11 protein-coding genes are annotated in these 17,782 nt (G+C 39.7%); 3 read left to right on the forward strand and 8 right to left on the reverse strand.

All coding sequences use genetic code 11. The features are described from left to right. Positions 1–151 precede the first annotated feature (151 nt). The 3 genes from ASJ81_RS21905 to ASJ81_RS21915 form a co-directional block, all read right to left on the reverse strand. Positions 152–508 (reverse strand): DUF3147 family protein, encoded by a 357-nt coding sequence (locus ASJ81_RS21905; RefSeq protein ID WP_095646233.1) that lies wholly within the window; start codon positions 506–508, stop codon positions 152–154. A gap of 93 nt (positions 509–601) precedes the next feature. Further along, complete coding sequence (locus ASJ81_RS21910) at positions 602–1,522, reverse strand: D-aminoacyl-tRNA deacylase (RefSeq protein ID WP_095646234.1); 921 nt, start codon at positions 1,520–1,522, stop codon at positions 602–604. Between the two features lie 428 nt (positions 1,523–1,950). Continuing rightward, on the reverse strand, positions 1,951–3,471 hold the full coding sequence (locus tag ASJ81_RS21915) for a glutamine synthetase family protein (RefSeq protein ID WP_095646235.1): 1,521 nt from the start codon (positions 3,469–3,471) through the stop codon (positions 1,951–1,953). 503 nt (positions 3,472–3,974) lie between these two features. Here ASJ81_RS21915 and ASJ81_RS21920 point away from each other — a divergent pair. From ASJ81_RS21920 to ASJ81_RS21930, 3 genes are all read left to right on the forward strand, one after another. Further along, positions 3,975–5,156, forward strand: coding sequence for an FprA family A-type flavoprotein (locus ASJ81_RS21920; RefSeq protein WP_095646236.1), 1,182 nt, complete (start codon positions 3,975–3,977; stop codon positions 5,154–5,156). A gap of 339 nt (positions 5,157–5,495) precedes the next feature. Then, positions 5,496–6,764, forward strand: a complete 1,269-nt coding sequence (locus ASJ81_RS21925) for an APC family permease (protein WP_095646237.1) — start codon at positions 5,496–5,498, stop codon at positions 6,762–6,764. A gap of 525 nt (positions 6,765–7,289) precedes the next feature. Continuing rightward, positions 7,290–8,462 (forward strand): type III PLP-dependent enzyme, encoded by a 1,173-nt coding sequence (locus ASJ81_RS21930; protein ID WP_095646238.1) that lies wholly within the window; start codon positions 7,290–7,292, stop codon positions 8,460–8,462. Between the two features lie 2,689 nt (positions 8,463–11,151). Here ASJ81_RS21930 and ASJ81_RS21940 read toward each other — a convergent pair. The 5 genes from ASJ81_RS21940 to ASJ81_RS21960 form a co-directional block, all read right to left on the reverse strand. Then, complete coding sequence (locus ASJ81_RS21940; protein WP_095646243.1) at positions 11,152–12,597, reverse strand: 2-oxoacid:acceptor oxidoreductase family protein; 1,446 nt, start codon at positions 12,595–12,597, stop codon at positions 11,152–11,154. A gap of 2 nt (positions 12,598–12,599) precedes the next feature. Further along, positions 12,600–13,655 (reverse strand): 3-methyl-2-oxobutanoate dehydrogenase subunit VorB, encoded by a 1,056-nt coding sequence (locus ASJ81_RS21945; RefSeq protein ID WP_095646240.1) that lies wholly within the window; start codon positions 13,653–13,655, stop codon positions 12,600–12,602. A gap of 20 nt (positions 13,656–13,675) precedes the next feature. Further along, positions 13,676–13,924 (reverse strand): 4Fe-4S dicluster domain-containing protein, encoded by a 249-nt coding sequence (locus tag ASJ81_RS21950; RefSeq protein WP_048107072.1) that lies wholly within the window; start codon positions 13,922–13,924, stop codon positions 13,676–13,678. Positions 13,925–14,429: 505 nt separating this feature from the next. Further along, positions 14,430–16,109 (reverse strand): AMP-binding protein, encoded by a 1,680-nt coding sequence (locus ASJ81_RS21955; protein WP_095646241.1) that lies wholly within the window; start codon positions 16,107–16,109, stop codon positions 14,430–14,432. Positions 16,110–16,565: 456 nt separating this feature from the next. Then, on the reverse strand, positions 16,566–17,120 hold the full coding sequence (locus tag ASJ81_RS21960) for a helix-turn-helix domain-containing protein (RefSeq protein WP_095646242.1): 555 nt from the start codon (positions 17,118–17,120) through the stop codon (positions 16,566–16,568). Positions 17,121–17,782: the final 662 nt, after the last annotated feature.

Raw genomic sequence — 17,782 nt, forward strand, 5'->3', positions numbered from 1 at the left:
ATACAGTCAAGCCTAAAAAAGAGGAAGCTGCATAATTTATTTTGAGACAGTTCCTAACCCTATAGGCGTGATAAACCGGCGCAACGGTTTCGGTGCAACGGTTTCAACAAAACCCTTTTCAAAAAAGGTTTGACCAGAGATTTTTTCAGAATCAGAAACATGTGAAGTAGATTGTAGGAGCAAGTACGGCCCAGAGAAGAAGCGAGTAAGCAAGCCCTTTTTTCCACCCTGATTTAAGAATAAAATAACTTGCAGCAAGAGCACAACAAATATCTGCCAGCATTCCCACAAGTGCACCTTTCGAAATCTGTTCTGAGATCAGGAGCAGTTCGCTTCCCTTATAATCTATGCTCAGGCCCAGAATTGCTGCCAGATATACTGCTGGAAAAGCTGCAAAAACTCCCCCCAATCTGCCTCCGAATTTCTTCGCAAGAATTGCAGAAATCGCAACAGCGCTTCCGCCAAAAAGAAAGCGGAGGAGAATCGGAAGTACTTCAATATTCAGCATTATATACCATTCCTTGTAACGGGGGATACCTTAATACACACAGTTACATAATCTTTATGGACATTTTGGTTTGCTTTAATGCTTGTTATAGCGTTAATACCCATATTTTTCCCTGATCTCGGATTCTTTAAGGACACTGAGTCCCAGTTTCTCAATGATTTCGGAAATCTTTTTTCTTTCCTCGCTTTTCATGGATTTCCGATCAAAATAAGCAAAATCAGCCTTTGATTTTTCAATTGCTTGCCTGATCAGGGCTTCATCCAAAAATTCCAGCTTGTACTTGGGAAAATTATGCCCGAAAGAAATACTGGTTTCAAATAAAAGTCCGGTCTGGCGCATGGCATAATGCCCACCTCCAAATCCGATTGCAACAGGAACTTTTTCAAGAGAAACCGCAAGGATAGCTTTTGCAGCAATCTCACCTGCCTCAGGATCTTTCCACTGCACTTCAGTGCTTCCTATTTCGGCATAAAGCGACGGAACTGAAAGCTCTGTAGGCCCGTGGTGGGTCACTTCAAGGGTAACGTCGTACTTAATTCCTTTTTGCTCAGCCAGGCGCTTCATTTCCATAAGAATGGATTTCATAGCAGCCGGAGAAGAAACTGCAAGAGACTTTGGGCAGCCTCCAAGCCTTGCATCGTCTGAGGGGTTCCCTGTGCAGTGTACGGTAAGGGAAGAAATCTCCTCTTTGCTCCGGTGTTTGGATGCAAAAATTATAAGGGAAGCTGGCAGCCCTGTATTTTCGAGTTTCCTGTCGAGTCCGTCCTGAAAGACATGCATTTCCTCAATATCAACAAGCCTGAATCTTCCGTCCTGCGATTCCCTGGCCGCAGAGAATCCGGAGTTTTCAGGAAGCTCGAGGAGTTTCCATTCCATGAGATTCAAAAGATGGGTCTTAATATTCTGACTGGCAAGGTCAGGGGCAGAACAAATGATTGTTATTTTTGAGGTAGTGTTTTCAAGGAGACTTTTTTCCTGGCTCCCTGAGTTTTTTGGATTGCTGTTTTCTTTCATTTTTGATCAATTCGAGTCCTTATCACTTTACGTCCCTATAGATTTCGTTAAGATAGATAAATTCAACCCCGTACCGCAGTCTGAGTGTAAACCTGAATAGTTTATGAAGTGTTATCCTGAACAATTTGAATAGATAAAGCCCGAAGAAAAACACGAAAAAAAACCCTATATTAAGAACCGGGGTAATAGACGGGATAAAAAGCCTTAGGTGAAGAGTAAAAAGAGATCTGAGACAAAAGCAGTAAGTTGAAGTTAAAAGCAGTAAAAACCGTAGGAAAAAAGTAACAAAATGTCCAGTAAAAGTAGCAAAAAGCTTACTTCTTTCAGAAAACTGTCAGACAAAATATTATTGGCAGAATCCTACTCCCTAAGAAGCAGGGTTCTGCATTTTTCTTTGGAAAAAAGATTTTTAAAGTGCTGAAACAGGATTATCCAACGTGGATGTAAGAGTCCACAAGTTTCCTGATTTCTTCGTTCTTGCCGTAGAGTCTCTCACTGAGCTTATTGTCGTCAAGGCCTTCAAGGTAATTGATGGTGTCGTTGATCATACCTTCGGAGAAGACGTCGTACTCCATGAAGATGTCTTTCAGTTCCTTCAGGGCCTGAGCGGACTCATAGCAGGATGCAGGCAGGTGCTCAAGCTGGGCAAGTCTGTCCTTGTGTTCGTCCTTGAAAATGTTGACATCGATATAGAGCTTCTTTGCAACATCAAGGGCATTGTCCATTTCAAAGCCGTGGCGAATACCTACAGCAAAGGCTGCCATGAGGAGGTAAAGGTCAGCTGATGGGTCTGCGGCACGGAATTCAAAGGTAGACTTGTAGCTGTGGCTCTTGAACTCTTCACTATAGTTAGGGTTGGCGATAGCTACCATCTTGCTTGATTCTTCAGAGAACCAGCCAAGAGGCACACGGATCAGAGCAGAGCGGTTCCTGTCTCCCCAGCAGATGTTGGTAGGAGCTTCCTGGTGAGGTACAAGACGCAGGTAGGATGTAGGAATTCTGTTTCCAAAAGCAGTAATTCCTGCTGCAATGTCAAGAAGACCGGCTATTGCAGTTTTTGCAGTGTCACTGACTCCGCCATTCTCGACCATAACGGTCTTTCCGTCTTTCAGGAGCTTCATGTGGACATGCAGACCGCTTCCGGCTTTTCCGACAGTAATCTTCGGAGCAAAGCTTACAATTACACCGTACTGGTCGGCAAGCATTCTGAGCATCCACTTTGCGACAAGCAGACGGTCGACAGTGTTCTCAAGTGTGTCAGTCTCAAATTCGATTTCGTTCTGCTCGTAGTAGTATTTGTCATCAGTAAAGTTTCCGACTTCAGAGTGGCCGTACTTGATTTTTCCGCCAGCTTCGGAGATGTACATCATTGCTTCCTTTCTGAGCTGGTCGAACTTGGTGAAGGGATTGGATTCGTGGTATCCTCTCTGGTCAACGGCTGGGAAAGCCATATTGACGTCTTCTTTATTGGCAATGATATAGTATTCGAGTTCACCCATTGACTGAAGTTCATAGCCTGTCTTCTCAGTCAGGGCCTGGGCAGCCTTCTTCATGACGGTTTCGGAAGCACTTGCGAGAGGATTCCCGTCCTTGTCAAAGTAGGAACAGAGGATATCCAGGGTTGGGATTTCTTCAAAAGGATTCACGAAGGCAGTCCTGTATTTAGGAAGGACATAGAGATCGCTTGAGTCTGCTTCGATGTATGTAAAAAGGCTTGATCCATCGACTCTCTCACCAGCGGAAAGCAAGTTGTCAAGGTGCTCTTCGTCTCTGATCACGAAAGCGAGAGCTTTGAGTCTCCCATCTCCACCAATATAGCGGAAAGTCAGCATTTTAATGCCGTTTTCCTTTATGAACTTTATAATGTCTTCTTTGGTGAATTCGCTTGCTGGTTTGTTGAGGTACTGTACCAGTTTATTTGGATTAAGTTCTACGGATGATGTTTTCATAATTATCCCTTCTTTTTTAACTGCAACATTCTAAGTAACTGCTATATTCCAGGTATTAAAGCCTCATTTCAATACCGAATATTTTCCAGGCTTATGGATTGTCACAGTGGACACAATTTTGTTAACTCTTGCCTGCTAGGAAGAAGATAACTTACTGCTGTCTATATAAAGTTTTTCTTTTTATAATTTTTCTAAAGAAATACTATAAAAAAGAGGAGGTGGTAAAGCTTCATTTTCGATATTTAAAGTTACTTTTCTCTTTCCGAGCTAAAAAGCCAGTTAAAGTTTAAGGTTTTATCAGTTAAGAGTTTTGCCTAATAAATATATCGGACAAATACAATATAGTCATTAAATTAGTAATTAATATAGTCATTAGATTAGTAATTAAACTAGTAATTTAACTATTAATTAAATAAATCCAGTAGAGTTGATAAACGCAGATATCTTTATCTGCGTCTTATTTCGAGCTGATTTACTTTATTGGGAGAATGGAGGTAAAAAATATGGAGATTTATAGTGTTCCTGAAATTGCTAAAGATGTATTCTGGGTTGGGGCAAAAGACTGGAACCGCAGAATGTTTGATGCTCTGGTTCCACTGCCTCAAGGAACAAGTTACAACGCTTATCTTGTTAAGGGAGAAGAGAAAACAGCGCTTATTGATACTGTGAACCCTGGTTTCGAAGAGGAGTTCAAAGAGAAAATAAATCTGGTTTCCAGTCTTGAAAAACTGGACTACCTGATTATGAATCATGCCGAACCCGACCACGCCAGTGCAATTTGTTATATCATGGATAGGGCTCCTGGCTCGGTGCTTGTTACCACGGAAAGAGGTGTAAAAATGGCAAGCATTTACAATGACCTGCCGGAAGGCCGGATTAAAGTCGTTGCCGATGGAGATACTATTGATTTGGGAGGAAAAAATCTGCGCTTTATCGAAGCTCCCTGGCTCCACTGGCCTGAAACCATGTTTACATATCTGCCTGAAGACAAAGTACTTTTCCCATGTGATTTCTTCGGAGCTCATACAGCCCAGGGCGTCTATGATGAGGACCTGGAAGACCTTGTTCCTCTTGCAAAACGCTACTACGGAGAAATCATGATGCCTTTTGGAAAAATGGGAGCGAAGGCTCTTGAAAAAATTAAGGACCTTGATATTGCAATTCTTGCACCGAGTCACGGGCCTATCTACAAAAACCCTCAACGTATACTTGAGCCCTACGCAAAATGGACTGCAGGTGAGACCGAAAATAAAGCTCTTATTGTCTATGTGAGTATGTGGGGTTCCACAGAATTGATGATCAGGACAATTGCCGAAACCTTACTGAAAGAAGGTGTGGATGTCAGAGTCTATAACCTTGAAGTCGCAGACACAGGAGATGTTGCAAGAGAGCTGGTTGATTCCCGCGCTATTATCCTTGGAACTCCGACCGTCCTTGCAGGCATGCATCCTCTTGCCCTTTATGGCACTTACCTGGTAAAAGCTCTCAATCCGCCTGCAAAATACGGAGTTATACTCGGATCCTTCGGCTGGGGCGGAGGTGCTCTGAAGCAGGCAGGAGACATTCTGGTTCCCTCGAAGATGGAAGTTGTTGGAACACTTCAGGTGAAGGGCAAGCCCAGGGAAGAAGATCTGAAAAAGGTTGAGGAAATCGGCCTAGAACTTGCCAGGAAAATGAAAGCATAACCTGAAAATGTATACATTCAAACCTGAAAATCTTAATTCTAAGCTTGCGTGTAAGGTATCTCTCAGCCCGGTAAAGTCCCAAGTCCGATAAATCCGGTTGACTATGAGCCCTTACTTAGCTTTTTTTCGTCAGCCGTCTGTTGAGCTACTTAATGGTAAAACTTCTGAATTCTCGAAAAGAGAACTATTAAGAGTCAGTGAGTTAAAAGGAGTCGGTTAATGGAAAATCACAGCTTCTCGTAAGATAGTCTTTCTAACAGGCCAAAGTCCTATTTTTATTATTGTCAATTTTATTAATCTTGTTCAGAGTTTTTTCAAGTTTTTGAGCGGTGTTTTATTATGAAAGGGGAATTCGAACTGAAAAAGGAACTGAATCTGATTGAGGTTACTCTGGTAGGAATTGGCAATATTCTCGGAGCCGGAATCTACGTGCTTATGGGAAAAGCCGCAGGGCTTGCAGGCAATATGGTCTGGTTTTCTTTTCTGTTTGCCGGGGCAACAGCCACACTTTCTGCTCTTAGCTATATGGAACTTTCCTCCATGTTCCCAAGAGCTGGAGCGGAATATGGATTCGTGAGAAGAGCTTTTGGAGAACGCATTGGCCTGTTTGTTGGGCTGCTTGTGATATATTTTGTGGCAATAACGAGTTCTGCGGTTGCTCTTGGTTTTGGAAGGTATTTCAGCAACCTTTTTGGAAACGGCTATTTAAAAGGGACTTTAGGTCTGTTTATTTTTCTTAGCCTTATTATGATTTACGGAATCAAGGAATCTGCCAGGCTGGCTATTTTCATAAGTCTTATCGAAGTATCAGGGCTTCTAATTGTAATCTATACAGGTCTCCCTTACCTTGGAACGGTAAATTACTTCGAAACTCCAGATATGGCAGGAATATTCGAGGCTTCAACCCTGATTTTTTTCGCATTTCTCGGTTTTGAGGATATTGTACGACTATCCCAGGAAACAAAAGAAGCCGAAAAGACAACTCCAAAGGCACTGCTTATTGCGATATTTTTTACGGTTTTCCTGTACATGTGCGTAGCGGTAACTGCCGTAAGTGTTCTTGATTTTCGTGCTCTCGGACTTTCAAGTGTTCCCCTTGCGGATGTTGTAGCTATTTCTATGGGGAATAAGGCTTTTGTTCTCATGTCCTGGATAGCCCTTTTTTCCACTATGAATACTGTACTTGTGGTTATGCTTGGAGGGTCAAGGATTGTCTATGGTATGGCGGATTCAGGGCCATTGCCCAATTTTCTTTCTCGAGTACACCCCAGTTACCGGACACCATGGGTCGCAATTTTAGGAGTTGCCTTTCTCTCAGCTCTGTTTGTACTATTCAGGGATGTTGCAACTGTAGCAAATATTGCTAATTTCATGATTTTTATTGTCTTTTTTATGGTCAATCTCTCTCTGATAAAGCTCCGTTATACTGACCCTGGAAGAAAACGCCTTTTTAAGGTTCCCCTTAATATTGGCCGTTTTCCCCTGCTTCCGTTTCTTGGAATCCTTTCTACTTTATTTCTTTTTTTTCAGCTAAGTATGGAAGTTATAATTTACGGTCTCGTGTTTGCAGGAATCGGAGTACTGGTAGTACTGTTCAGAATCAGATAAAACATGTACTTAGCATTTCAAATTTATTTTTAAATTTCGCAAATCTGGCCTTCAGTAAAATGGATTTAAATAAGTTACTTCCAGATAATATGGATAAAAAAAGGTTTTAGAATCATTTAATCGCTTAATAGAGCTTTTATTCCCATTTAAGTCTTTAATGCTCCTTTTTTACATAAAAATCAGTCTTGAAGATTCAGAGAATAACTAAGATTTCTCATGTCTTCTGTACGTTTATAAGGATTTTTGATGCCTTTAATGTAAAAAAAGAGCTTAATGAGATCTTTTATTATGATATGACTATTTTTACTTAATATCTATTGATTTTAGTTGTTTTTATGTCTTGATATCTACCGAGAATTAGTTTTATATACATTAAATCCTATTTGAATCGCTTTATCTCGTTCATTATCAAAATAATTCATTATAAACTGAATAATCATTATAAATCAGTGAGATACTAAAAATTATTAACCAGTATGTGCATAAGTTTGAGTATAGAAGTTTTAATTTCAAAAGGGAGTAGATATGAGAAAAGAGCATTATGTGTTCCCGCTGGAGGATTTCGTTTCAAGAGACGATTTTAACCGAATCAAAAAGTTCTCCCGGGATAAGGAAACCCCATTTTTGACTGTTGACCTGAAGAAGATAGAGCAGAGCTATGACGATCTGGTAGAGCACATGCCCTTTGCAAAAATTCACTATGCTGTAAAAGCTAATCCCATGGATGAGGTTGTGCTTGCTCTGAAGAACAAAGGCTCCAATTTTGATGTGGCAACGGTTTATGAACTTGATCAACTTCTCAGGCTTGGGATAGAACCTGAAAGGATCAGTTACGGCAATACTATCAAAAAAGAGAAAGATATAGAATATGCATATGAAAAGGGAGTGAGGCTTTATGTTACTGATTCTGACAGCGATCTGAAAAAGTTAGCTAGAAAAGCCCCGGGTTCCAGAGTATTTTTTCGTATCCTTACTGAAAGCGACGGGGCTGACTGGCCTCTCTCAAAGAAGTTCGGTTCGCACCCTGACCTGATATATAAGCTCATTTTGAAGGCTGAGAAGTTGGGACTTGAGCCTTATGGACTTTCTTTTCATGTTGGTTCTCAGCAGAGAGACATTGGCCAGTGGGACAATGCTATTTCCAAATGTAAGTACCTTTTTGAAGCAGTAGCTGAAAAAGGCATACATCTAAAAATGATCAACCTCGGTGGAGGTTTTCCTGCAAAATATCAGGCTCAGGCCCATGACCTCGAGACCTATGCTGGAGAAATACGCCGCTTTTTACATGAGGATTTTGGAGAAGAACTGCCTGAGATTATTATAGAGCCCGGACGTTCCCTGGTTGCCAACGCCGGCATAATAGTAAGTGAAGTTGTAATGATCTCCAAAAAAGCCAGATTTAACCAGTACAAATGGGTTTATCTTGATATTGGCAAATTCGGCGGTCTTATAGAAACTCTTGATGAGTGCATCAAATATCCCATTTTCTGTGATAAAAAAGGTTGCGCTGAAGAAGTAATTCTTGCAGGCCCGACCTGCGACAGCATGGATATCCTGTATGAGCATCACAAGTATTCATTCCCTCACACAATGCGCGAGGGAAACCTCGTGTACATTTTCACGACAGGCGCCTATACCCAGAGCTACAGTTCCGTGTGTTTTAACGGTTTTCCCCCTCTCAAGGCTTATCTTCTTTGAAAATATACTAAAAGGTTAATTTAAAAGGCTAGAGCACTGAAGGGCCTGAATGACCCAAGACTCTATCCTTTTTTACAGCCAACATATGCTTCTCTCGAATCCCCTTTAGCTCTTCTCAAGAGAACTGCATGCTTAACCGCAACCCTTTTCAAAAAACTGCTTGCCCGCAACCCTTTTAAAAAAAGGCTTGACCGAAAACCTTTAAAAAAGCTGCTTGACCGAAAACCTTTAAAAAAGCTGCTTGACCGAAAATCATTGAAAAAGCTGCTTGATCGAAAATCACTGATAAATCTAAAACATTATGATAGCACGATCACAAGCCTTTTAAAAAGGCTTGATTGAAAAGTCCAAGCGGCAACGTGATCAATATCGTAACAGCTGCAAATCAAAATGGGTAGTTTGTAAAATGTTGCTGTGGTTATCTATCCTACATTCGGCAGCAAGCACACCCTAACATCTAAATATCCTTAATTGTTATTTTTTAGAGGTTAAGTTAAAAACAGCATCATACGGATTATATATCCAGCATGATTTGTCTTTTATCTCATTTATTATAAATATATATTAATTATGTTATGGTTAAATTTAGTAATTTTTAATTTAAAGTGAATTTCAAAAGTTCTGAAAAAAACGATATCAATAGAAAAATTGAATGGATTTTTATGTCGACCTGCCGAAAGCAGGATCTATAACTGGAAAACAAGAAATAAAAGTGTAAAGCCACTCTTTCCAGACTTAGATATTCTCTTTGGTTATGCTGTGTTTGTTCAAGCCAGTTATGACTCTAATAACACCTTATGATCATAAAAGTGAATGCAGATTAAGAATAATAGAGTTTTGTCTTAAATCACTGGGTTGGATTGTGTGATGGGGTCGATAAGTTTTAAAAAGAGATTTTATGGCATTTACTATCAAATTTACTATCAAATTTACTATCAACTTAATGTATTAAATTTTATCATTTAATTGAATATTTTAATATCATTAAAAGTTTTGCAGCTAAACAAATAAAAGAGCTATTTAAAAATTAAGAGTACAAACTGTTTTTTTGGTCGGTTATGATATATATTCCTAACCCACTATAAGAGTATAGATTAAGAGTAATAGGGTTTCCTCTTAATCTTTGGGTTGGATCGCAGGTAGGGACCCGAGAATAGGGACTCGGTAACCCTACCATCTACTTTTAAACTAATTTCTAAGGCAACGTGCTATTTTTCATAATGTCTTTATTTTTAATAAACCTTATGACTGTTCCTAAATTTATGATTTTGTATATAATGTTGGCGACTACTTTATAAAGGACCGTGAAAGTTAATATCTTTTTGCTTTCCTTCAGTTTGGGCTCAACGACAACATCGTAAATTTCATTAGACATCTGGCATATTGCGTATGAGATCTACCAGGCTCCTTTACAAAAAGGCAAGATTATAGAATGGAGTATGGATCCTAAAGTCTTTATCCTCGATGGTTCACTGAAAATTGTATGCAGCACCTATTGCTTTAACATACTCGTATCGTTAGTAAAAAAGTTTTTTTCATATTACTAATAAGATGATAGTTACAATAAGATGATAGTTATGAAGATTCGGTAAAATTAATGTCCACGAAAGATTTAATATCATTGAAAATTTTGCCTATATCAAAAATAGATGTCCGAAGTAAAATTTAAATTACCAATTGTTTTTTGTGTCGATTATGATATATATCCCCATGTTGTAATAAAAAGATTGCAGATTGAGAGTAATAAGGTTTCCTCTCAATCTCTGGGTTGGATCGCTGGTAGGGATTCGAGAATAGGGACTCAAACCCTACCATCTACTTCTATGTTAGATTAAGAGTAATAGGGTTTCCTCTTAATCTTGAGTTGGATCGCAGGTAGGGATTCGAGAATAGGGACTCGATCCCCACCAACTGATTCAAGATCAACTAAATGTTTTTCTAATAAAATGTTTTTCTAATAAAATGTTTTTCTAATAAAATGTTTTTCTAATAAAATGTTTTTCTAATAAAATGTTTTTCTAATAAAATGTTTTTCTAATAAAATGTTTTTCTAATAAAATGTTTTTCTAATAAAATGTTTTTCTAATAAAATGTTTTTCTAATAAAATGTTTTTCTAATAAATCTCTTTTAAATTATTATCATTTAGCAGACACATTTAAAATTAATATATAGAACATTTTCTTATTCTTACAATGTACTTAGCTTTAATAAAGTTTATGATTGTTTATAAGATGATGTATATGCCTGAATGTCTCTTTTTTAAGAAAATTGTGGCTTCTCCATTGAGTTCTTAGAAGTGTATGCTTCCCCAGATTAACTTTCTACTCAGAACAACCTGAAAAATAGCTAAGGAGAGAATAACATTGAACATTTGACCGTTAAAGAGGATAAAACCATTTGAGAATTACTGGCAATTCACAAGGAGCTTACTTAATAGTTGCTTGAAAACTAATTGAAAACTAATTGAAAACTAATTGAAAACTAATTGAAAACTAATTGAAAACTAATTGAAAACTAATTGAAAACTAATTGAAAACTAATTGAAAACTAATTGAAAACTAATTGAAAACTAATTGAAAACTAGTTGAAAATTATAATAAAATCAGGTAGAGAAAAAAAATTATCTCCACCTGTTTTTACGCAACTCGAGTATCCTCGAAACTTAGTATTTTCTCAAACCTTAAATCCTTAGAATTTAACATTTTCTCTTGCCCACTGTGCCCCAGCTTCGAGAACCATCTGGTTAAACTCAATGACTCTGGGTTTTCCTGTAAAGTTTTCGGCAAGAGCCTCCTTAAACACTTCCTTTTTCAGGCCGGTTGCGTTAATGCCCATAAGGACTCCAAGCATGAAAGAGTTAGCAGCTTTCTCGGAACCGGCTTCCTTGGCTTTTTCGGTTGCAGGAACAGCAACTGCCTTTACATGTGAAGGCGCTTCGACTTCACCGATGGATGAGTCATAGAGGATAAAACCTCCTTCTCGGACTGCCCCTTCAAACTTTTCAAGAGAAGGACGGTTCATAGCTATCAGGATGTCCGGAGTGTAGACCGTAGGAGAGCCTATAGACTGGCCTGAAATCACGACAGAGCAGTTAGAGGTACCTCCCCTCTGTTCAGGGCCATAGGAAGGGAACCAGGAAGCGTTGAGATTTGCCTTAACTCCGGCCTGCGCAAGAATTATTCCCATGCTGAGAACACCCTGCCCTCCGAAACCAGCAATCTTGGTCTGGATCGGGGCAAAGTCCTTTCTGGCAGGTTTTTCTTCGGCTTCTGCCTCAATGCCGTAAAGCTGTTCAAGGACTTTGGTTGTAAAGTCACTGACTCCACGGTGCAGTGGTTCTACTTCTTCAGATTCATCTCTGAAATTCTTGACAGGAAATTCTTTTTCCATCTCCTCATTTATGAAACTGATGGCCTTTTCCGCATCCATCTTGAGGTTAGTCGGGCAGGAGGCAAGGACTTCAACAAAAGCATATCCTTTCCCGTCACGCTGGATTTCAAGCGCCTTATGTATAGCTTTTCTGGCTTTCCTGATATGGGATATATCCGAAACTGAAACCCTTTCAATAAAGACCGGAGCCTTAAGGTTGTCCAGCAGCTCGCACATATGTAGAGGATAACCTGCAAAACGGGGGTCACGACCTTCCGGGCATGTAGTGGTCTTTTCTCCTACAAGGGTTGTGGGTGCCATCTGTCCGCCTGTCATTCCGTAAACGGTATTATTTACGAAAAAGACTGCAAGCTTTTCACCCCTGTTTGCAGCCTGGAGAGTCTCGTTCAGACCAATGGAAGCCAGATCTCCGTCTCCCTGATAGGAGATCACCACAGCATTTTCTTCAGCCCTGGAGACTCCCGTCCCAACTGCAGGCGCACGGCCGTGAGCAACCTGGATGTTGCCTGTATCAAAATAATAGTAAGCGAAGACCGCACAGCCTACAGGGCTTATCATAACGGTCCTGTCCTGAATACCAAGGTCATCAATTGCTTCGGCAATAAGCTTATGCAGCACCCCATGTCCGCAGCCTGGGCAGTAATGAGTGGCTGTAGAGGCCACTGATCCTTTGCGAGGGTATTCCGCATACAGGGCCTTTGGTCTTCCTATTACTTTTTCTCCGTTAATGATTTCTGCTGCCATTTTCATGCCTCTCCTGCCATTTTCCTGATTTTATCCATAATCTGGTCAAGAGTCATCAAGTTTCCTCCCATACGATTTACAAGCTCTACAGGCTGTGAACAATTGATTGCAAGCCTGACATCATGTATTATCTGTCCATTGCTCATTTCCACGGAAATAAAGGAACAACCCTTATCTGCCAGGGCTTTCAACTGCGCCTCAGGGAACGGAAATAGAGTTTTTGGCCTGAAAAGCCCTACTTTAATGCCTTCCTGTCTGGCAAGATCCACAGCTGACCTGCAGATCCTGCTGCTTATTCCATAAGAAACAAGGACAATTGATGCATCATCGGTAAGGTACTCCTCGTAATCGACTTCATTCTGCCTTATGAGCTCGTACTTTACCTGCAGTTTTTCATTGAACTTTCCAAGTTGATCGAAGTCCAGAAAGATGGAGGTTATCAGATTAGGCCTGGTTTCGGCTGTACCGTTGACCGCCCAGGTGGTATCAATCTCAGGAACAATAGCTTGCTTCGGGAATTCGAGTGACTCGATCATCTGTCCGAGCACTCCGTCCGCAAGCACCACAGCTGGGTTCCTGTACTTGAAAGCAAGCTCAAAAGCTTTCATGGTAAAATCGCACATTTCCTGCACTGAATTCGGGGCAAGCACGATATTTCTGTAGTTCCCGTGCCCTCCGCCTTTTACCACTTGATTGTAATCTGCCTGCTCAGGTCCTATATTTCCAAGGCCTGGCCCTGCCCGCATAATATCTACAATCACGCATGGAAGCTCAGCACCAGCAAGATAGGAAATTCCTTCCTGCATCAGGCTAATTCCAGGACCTGAAGATGATGTCATAACCCTATGCCCTGCCGATGCTCCTCCATAGACCATGTTAATCGCAGCCTCTTCGGATTCGGCCTGAACGAACTTCCTTCCTATTTTTGGAAAATGTTTGGATGCATCATGTAGAATCTCACTTGCCGGAGTTATAGGATACCCGAAGAAACAGTCACATCCGGCATATAGTGCACCGATGATTACTGCGGAGTTTCCTTTTACTAGTTGTGTTGTCATAGTTTTCCTCCTTTCCTGCCTTACCTGGCTTCCTCTTCTTTCAGGGGAATATGAATCTCGATTGCAAGCGGTTCAGGGCAGGTATAATAGCAGCTTGCACAGCCTGAGCAGCCCTCTCCTTTGTACTCCACATAATGGTAACCCCTGGCATTCAGGTTTTCACTCATGGAAAGTACGTCTTTGGGGCAGGCTAGAAGGCAGCGTCCGCAGGCTTTACACTCCAGAGTATTAATTACAGGGTATGGTTCTTTTTTATCGTTCTTTGACATATGAGATCCTCTTTTTGCTCATTTTTCAGTTCTCTTTGGACTCTTCTCAGGTCTCAGGCCTATTTCCGGATATAGGGTTCCGGAGTTTTCGATTTTTATCCGGAATTCTCCAGTCATTGTTACTTAACCGGTCTTCTATGACAGAAAGAAGAGCCTCAGGTTTCTACACTTACTTAAGTTGTAAATTGTATAATCTATTAGACAGTAAGTTAGCAGAAAATTGGGATAAAAATATAAAGTGAATAGAACCAAATCTTCTTAGAGCAAACTTTCCAGAAAGTTTAAGGTACTTATTTCTTTCTTTTTTTCCTTTTTTGTTTTGACCCGAAACTCATTTGTTTCCGGATCAAAACAGGGTTTATTTGTTTTACTAAGTTCGTTTGCTTAACAGATTTGTTTGCTTAACAGATTTTGTTTACTTAAAAAGTTTTATTTGCTTTATCAGGTATTATTTGTTTTTATATTATTTTCATTTTCTAATCGATCTCTATTTATTAAATCATCTTTAGTTTAACTCATTTTGATCTTTATCCCGGATCTCGACTCTGCGAATCTTTCCGCTAATGGTTTTTGGAAGTTCGTCCACAAACTCAATTATGCGCGGATATTTATAGGGGGCAGTGATACTTTTTACATGTTTCTGGAGCTCTTTTTTAAGCTCTTCTCCAGGCATGTATCCTTTTGTGAGCACAACGGTTGCCTTGATAACCTGACCTCTTACAGGATCAGGAGCACCTGTAATTGCGCATTCTAGTACTGCAGGGTGCTGGATAAGTGCGCTTTCCACTTCAAAAGGCCCAACTTTATATCCTGAGGTCTTTATGATATCGTCAGCCCTTCCCACAAACCACAGGTAGCCGTCCTCGTCCTTCCAGGCCATATCTCCTGTATGATAATAGCCATCGTGCCATGCTTCCTTAGTTTTCTCAGGATCTTTCCCATAGTGGACGAAGAATCCTACAGGTTTTTCTTCCTTTGTGTTGATTACGATTTCTCCTTCTTCCCCTACTTCACAGAGTCTGCCGTCTCTATCCATCAGTTCAATTTTATATCCCGGAGATGGCCTTCCGATAGATCCTGGTTTTGGTTCCATCCCGGGGTATGTTGCTATACTTACAACGGTTTCAGTTTGCCCGAATCCTTCCATAAGCTTTATTCCGGTGAATTCAAGGAATCGGTAAAATACTTCCGGATTAAGAGGTTCGCCTGCAACAACCGCATATTTAAGGGTATCAAAATCGTATTTTGAGAGATCTTCCTTAATTAGGAACCGATAAATTGTCGGAGGAGCACAAAAAGTTGTAACCCCATACTTTGAGGCTTTTTCAAGCATACTCCTGGCTTCAAATCTGTCATAGTCATAAACAAAGACCGCACAACCTGCGATCCATTGGCCATATAGTTTTCCCCATACGCATTTTCCCCAACCGCTGTCTGCAACAGTGTAATGCAGCCCGTCATCTTCCACGTTCTGCCAGTACTTTGCGGTAAGAATATGCCCTAGAGGGTAGGTAAAGTCGTGTTCTACCATTTTTGGGAAACTGGCTGTTCCTGAAGAGAAATAGACAAGAGAAACATCGCTGTTTTTTGTAGCAGCTTCGCCCGAAGGACGTTTGAAATCAGGAGAGGCTTCTTCGAGTTCTTTTTTGAAATCAATCCAGCCTTCCCGGACATTATCTCCTACGACCGCTTTTTTGAGCGTGATATTTCCGCATTCGGAGTGTGCTTCATCTACCTGTTCTGGAACTCCGTCTTCCGATATGCAGACGATCATCTTCAAGCCGGCTTTTTTAATTCGGTATACAATGTCTCGTGTCTTGAGCATATGGGTTGCGGGTACAGCAATGGCTCCCAATTTATGCAGTGCAATGATACAATACCAGAACTCATACCGGCTCTTTAAGGTGAGCATTACGTAGTCGCCTTTACCTATCCCATGCTTTGCAAAAAAATTTGCGGTTTTATCGCTGTAGTACTTCAGGTCTTTGAAAGTAAAGATTCTCTCTTCCCCATTATCGTCACACCAGATCATTGCGATCTTTTCAGGGAAATCTCTTGCATAGGTATCGACTACGTCATAGGCAAAGTTGAAGTTTTCAGGAACAAGGATTTTAAAATTTTCCTCAAAGTCCTCATAGGATTCAAAGTCAGTTTTAGAAACAAATTGGCTGAGCAAAGAAGTCATTCTGGACACCCGTTTTATCGATTTATATATAGCTTCTAGATTTATGAAGGCTACAAGCCATCACTTGAGTTTCAAGGTTTTAGCCCGGACATCGGGTTTCTTACCGGATTTTATTGGATTTGAAACCAAGTAATATTAACTCAAATAACATAATTCAAACTACATCAACTCGAATCAAATGAACCAAACAACGTAATTTGAAACACATTATTTTGAATCATACTATTCAATTACATTATTTTGAATCATACTATTCAATTACATTATTTTGAATCACACTATTCAAATTACATTATTTTGAATCACACTATTCAAATTACATGAATTCAGATCGGATTAACTCGAATCAAGTTAATCTGAGCTGCGTTTAACCGAATTATATTGGATCTAATTGAGTTCACCAAATTAAGTTTAATCGAATAATATCAAACCAGGTTGAATTAACGGATTAAATTATTAAATTATAACTGCCAGGAACTTGGCTGGCTTTCCTTCCAGGGCTTCCATAGCGTGTTCGTAAGTGGAGTCAAAGTAAATTGAGTCTCCTTCATTCAGAATCAGCTCATTATTGTGAATATAGACTTTCAGGCTTCCTTCCAGCACATAGTTAAACTCCTGCCCAGGATGGGAGTTAGTCTCAGGTTTTGTCCCATATGGCTTCGGTTCGACTGTAACTACAAAAAATTCAGCCTTTTTATGAATGAATTTTTCAGCCAGGTTCTGGTACTTGTACTGCTTCCTCCTCTCAACGTTGACCCCTTTTCCATCCCGTGTAACTGTGAATATATTCATACGTGGCTCTTCCCCTGTAAGGAGAGTAGCCATATCTACACGCAGCTTGTGTGCAATTTCAAAAAGTATACTTGCCGGAATATCCTCAGTTCCATCTTCATATCTTCCATAAGTTTCATCGGATACTTTTAGATATTCTGCCATGTCTTTGACCGTGAAATCCGAGAGTTCACGCAGTTCATGTACTCGATCTGCAATTTCTTTTATTTTTTCCTGCATGATACGTATTCTCCAGCTGAATTTTTCAAGAATTAACTAAGATCTACTTAAAAACCTTTGTCTTTGCAGATTTTATACCTGCTTTACAGAGATTTTTTCTTCCAGACCCATTGAAAATTATAATTAATATACGTTATCATTTGTTTCTATAGTCTTATTTTTTGCAATAAATATATAGAAGAACTGAATCCTGGCAGATTCAAACATACAGCTTTAGAAATAAAACCATTTTACCGGGTTTAGAGATTAAAGTTATTTCATAACATTCGGAAAATGACGGTTAAAGTCTAATTAATTTTTAATTAATTTTTTAATTTCTCTTTTTGACTTCTCTTTACTTTTGTTTTAGAACTTGTACTTTTTAACATATATTATTAGTTAGTGTAACTGGATAATGTTAATCAAATTATACCTAATCGAATGAGGTTTAATCGAATGAGGTTTAATCGAATGAGATTTAATCAAATGAAATTTAATCGAATGAGATTTAATCAAATGAAATTTAATCGAATGAGATTTAATCAAATGAAATTTAATCGAATGAGATTTAATCAAATGAAATTTAATCGAATGAGATTTAATCAAATGAAATTTAATCAAATGAAATTTCAGTACTTCGCTAAAAAATCTCTTCCTCATGTATTCTCCCCATCGATTTACCT

This window comes from Methanosarcina spelaei, from assembly GCF_002287235.1.
GTDB lineage: Archaea > Halobacteriota > Methanosarcinia > Methanosarcinales > Methanosarcinaceae > Methanosarcina > Methanosarcina spelaei.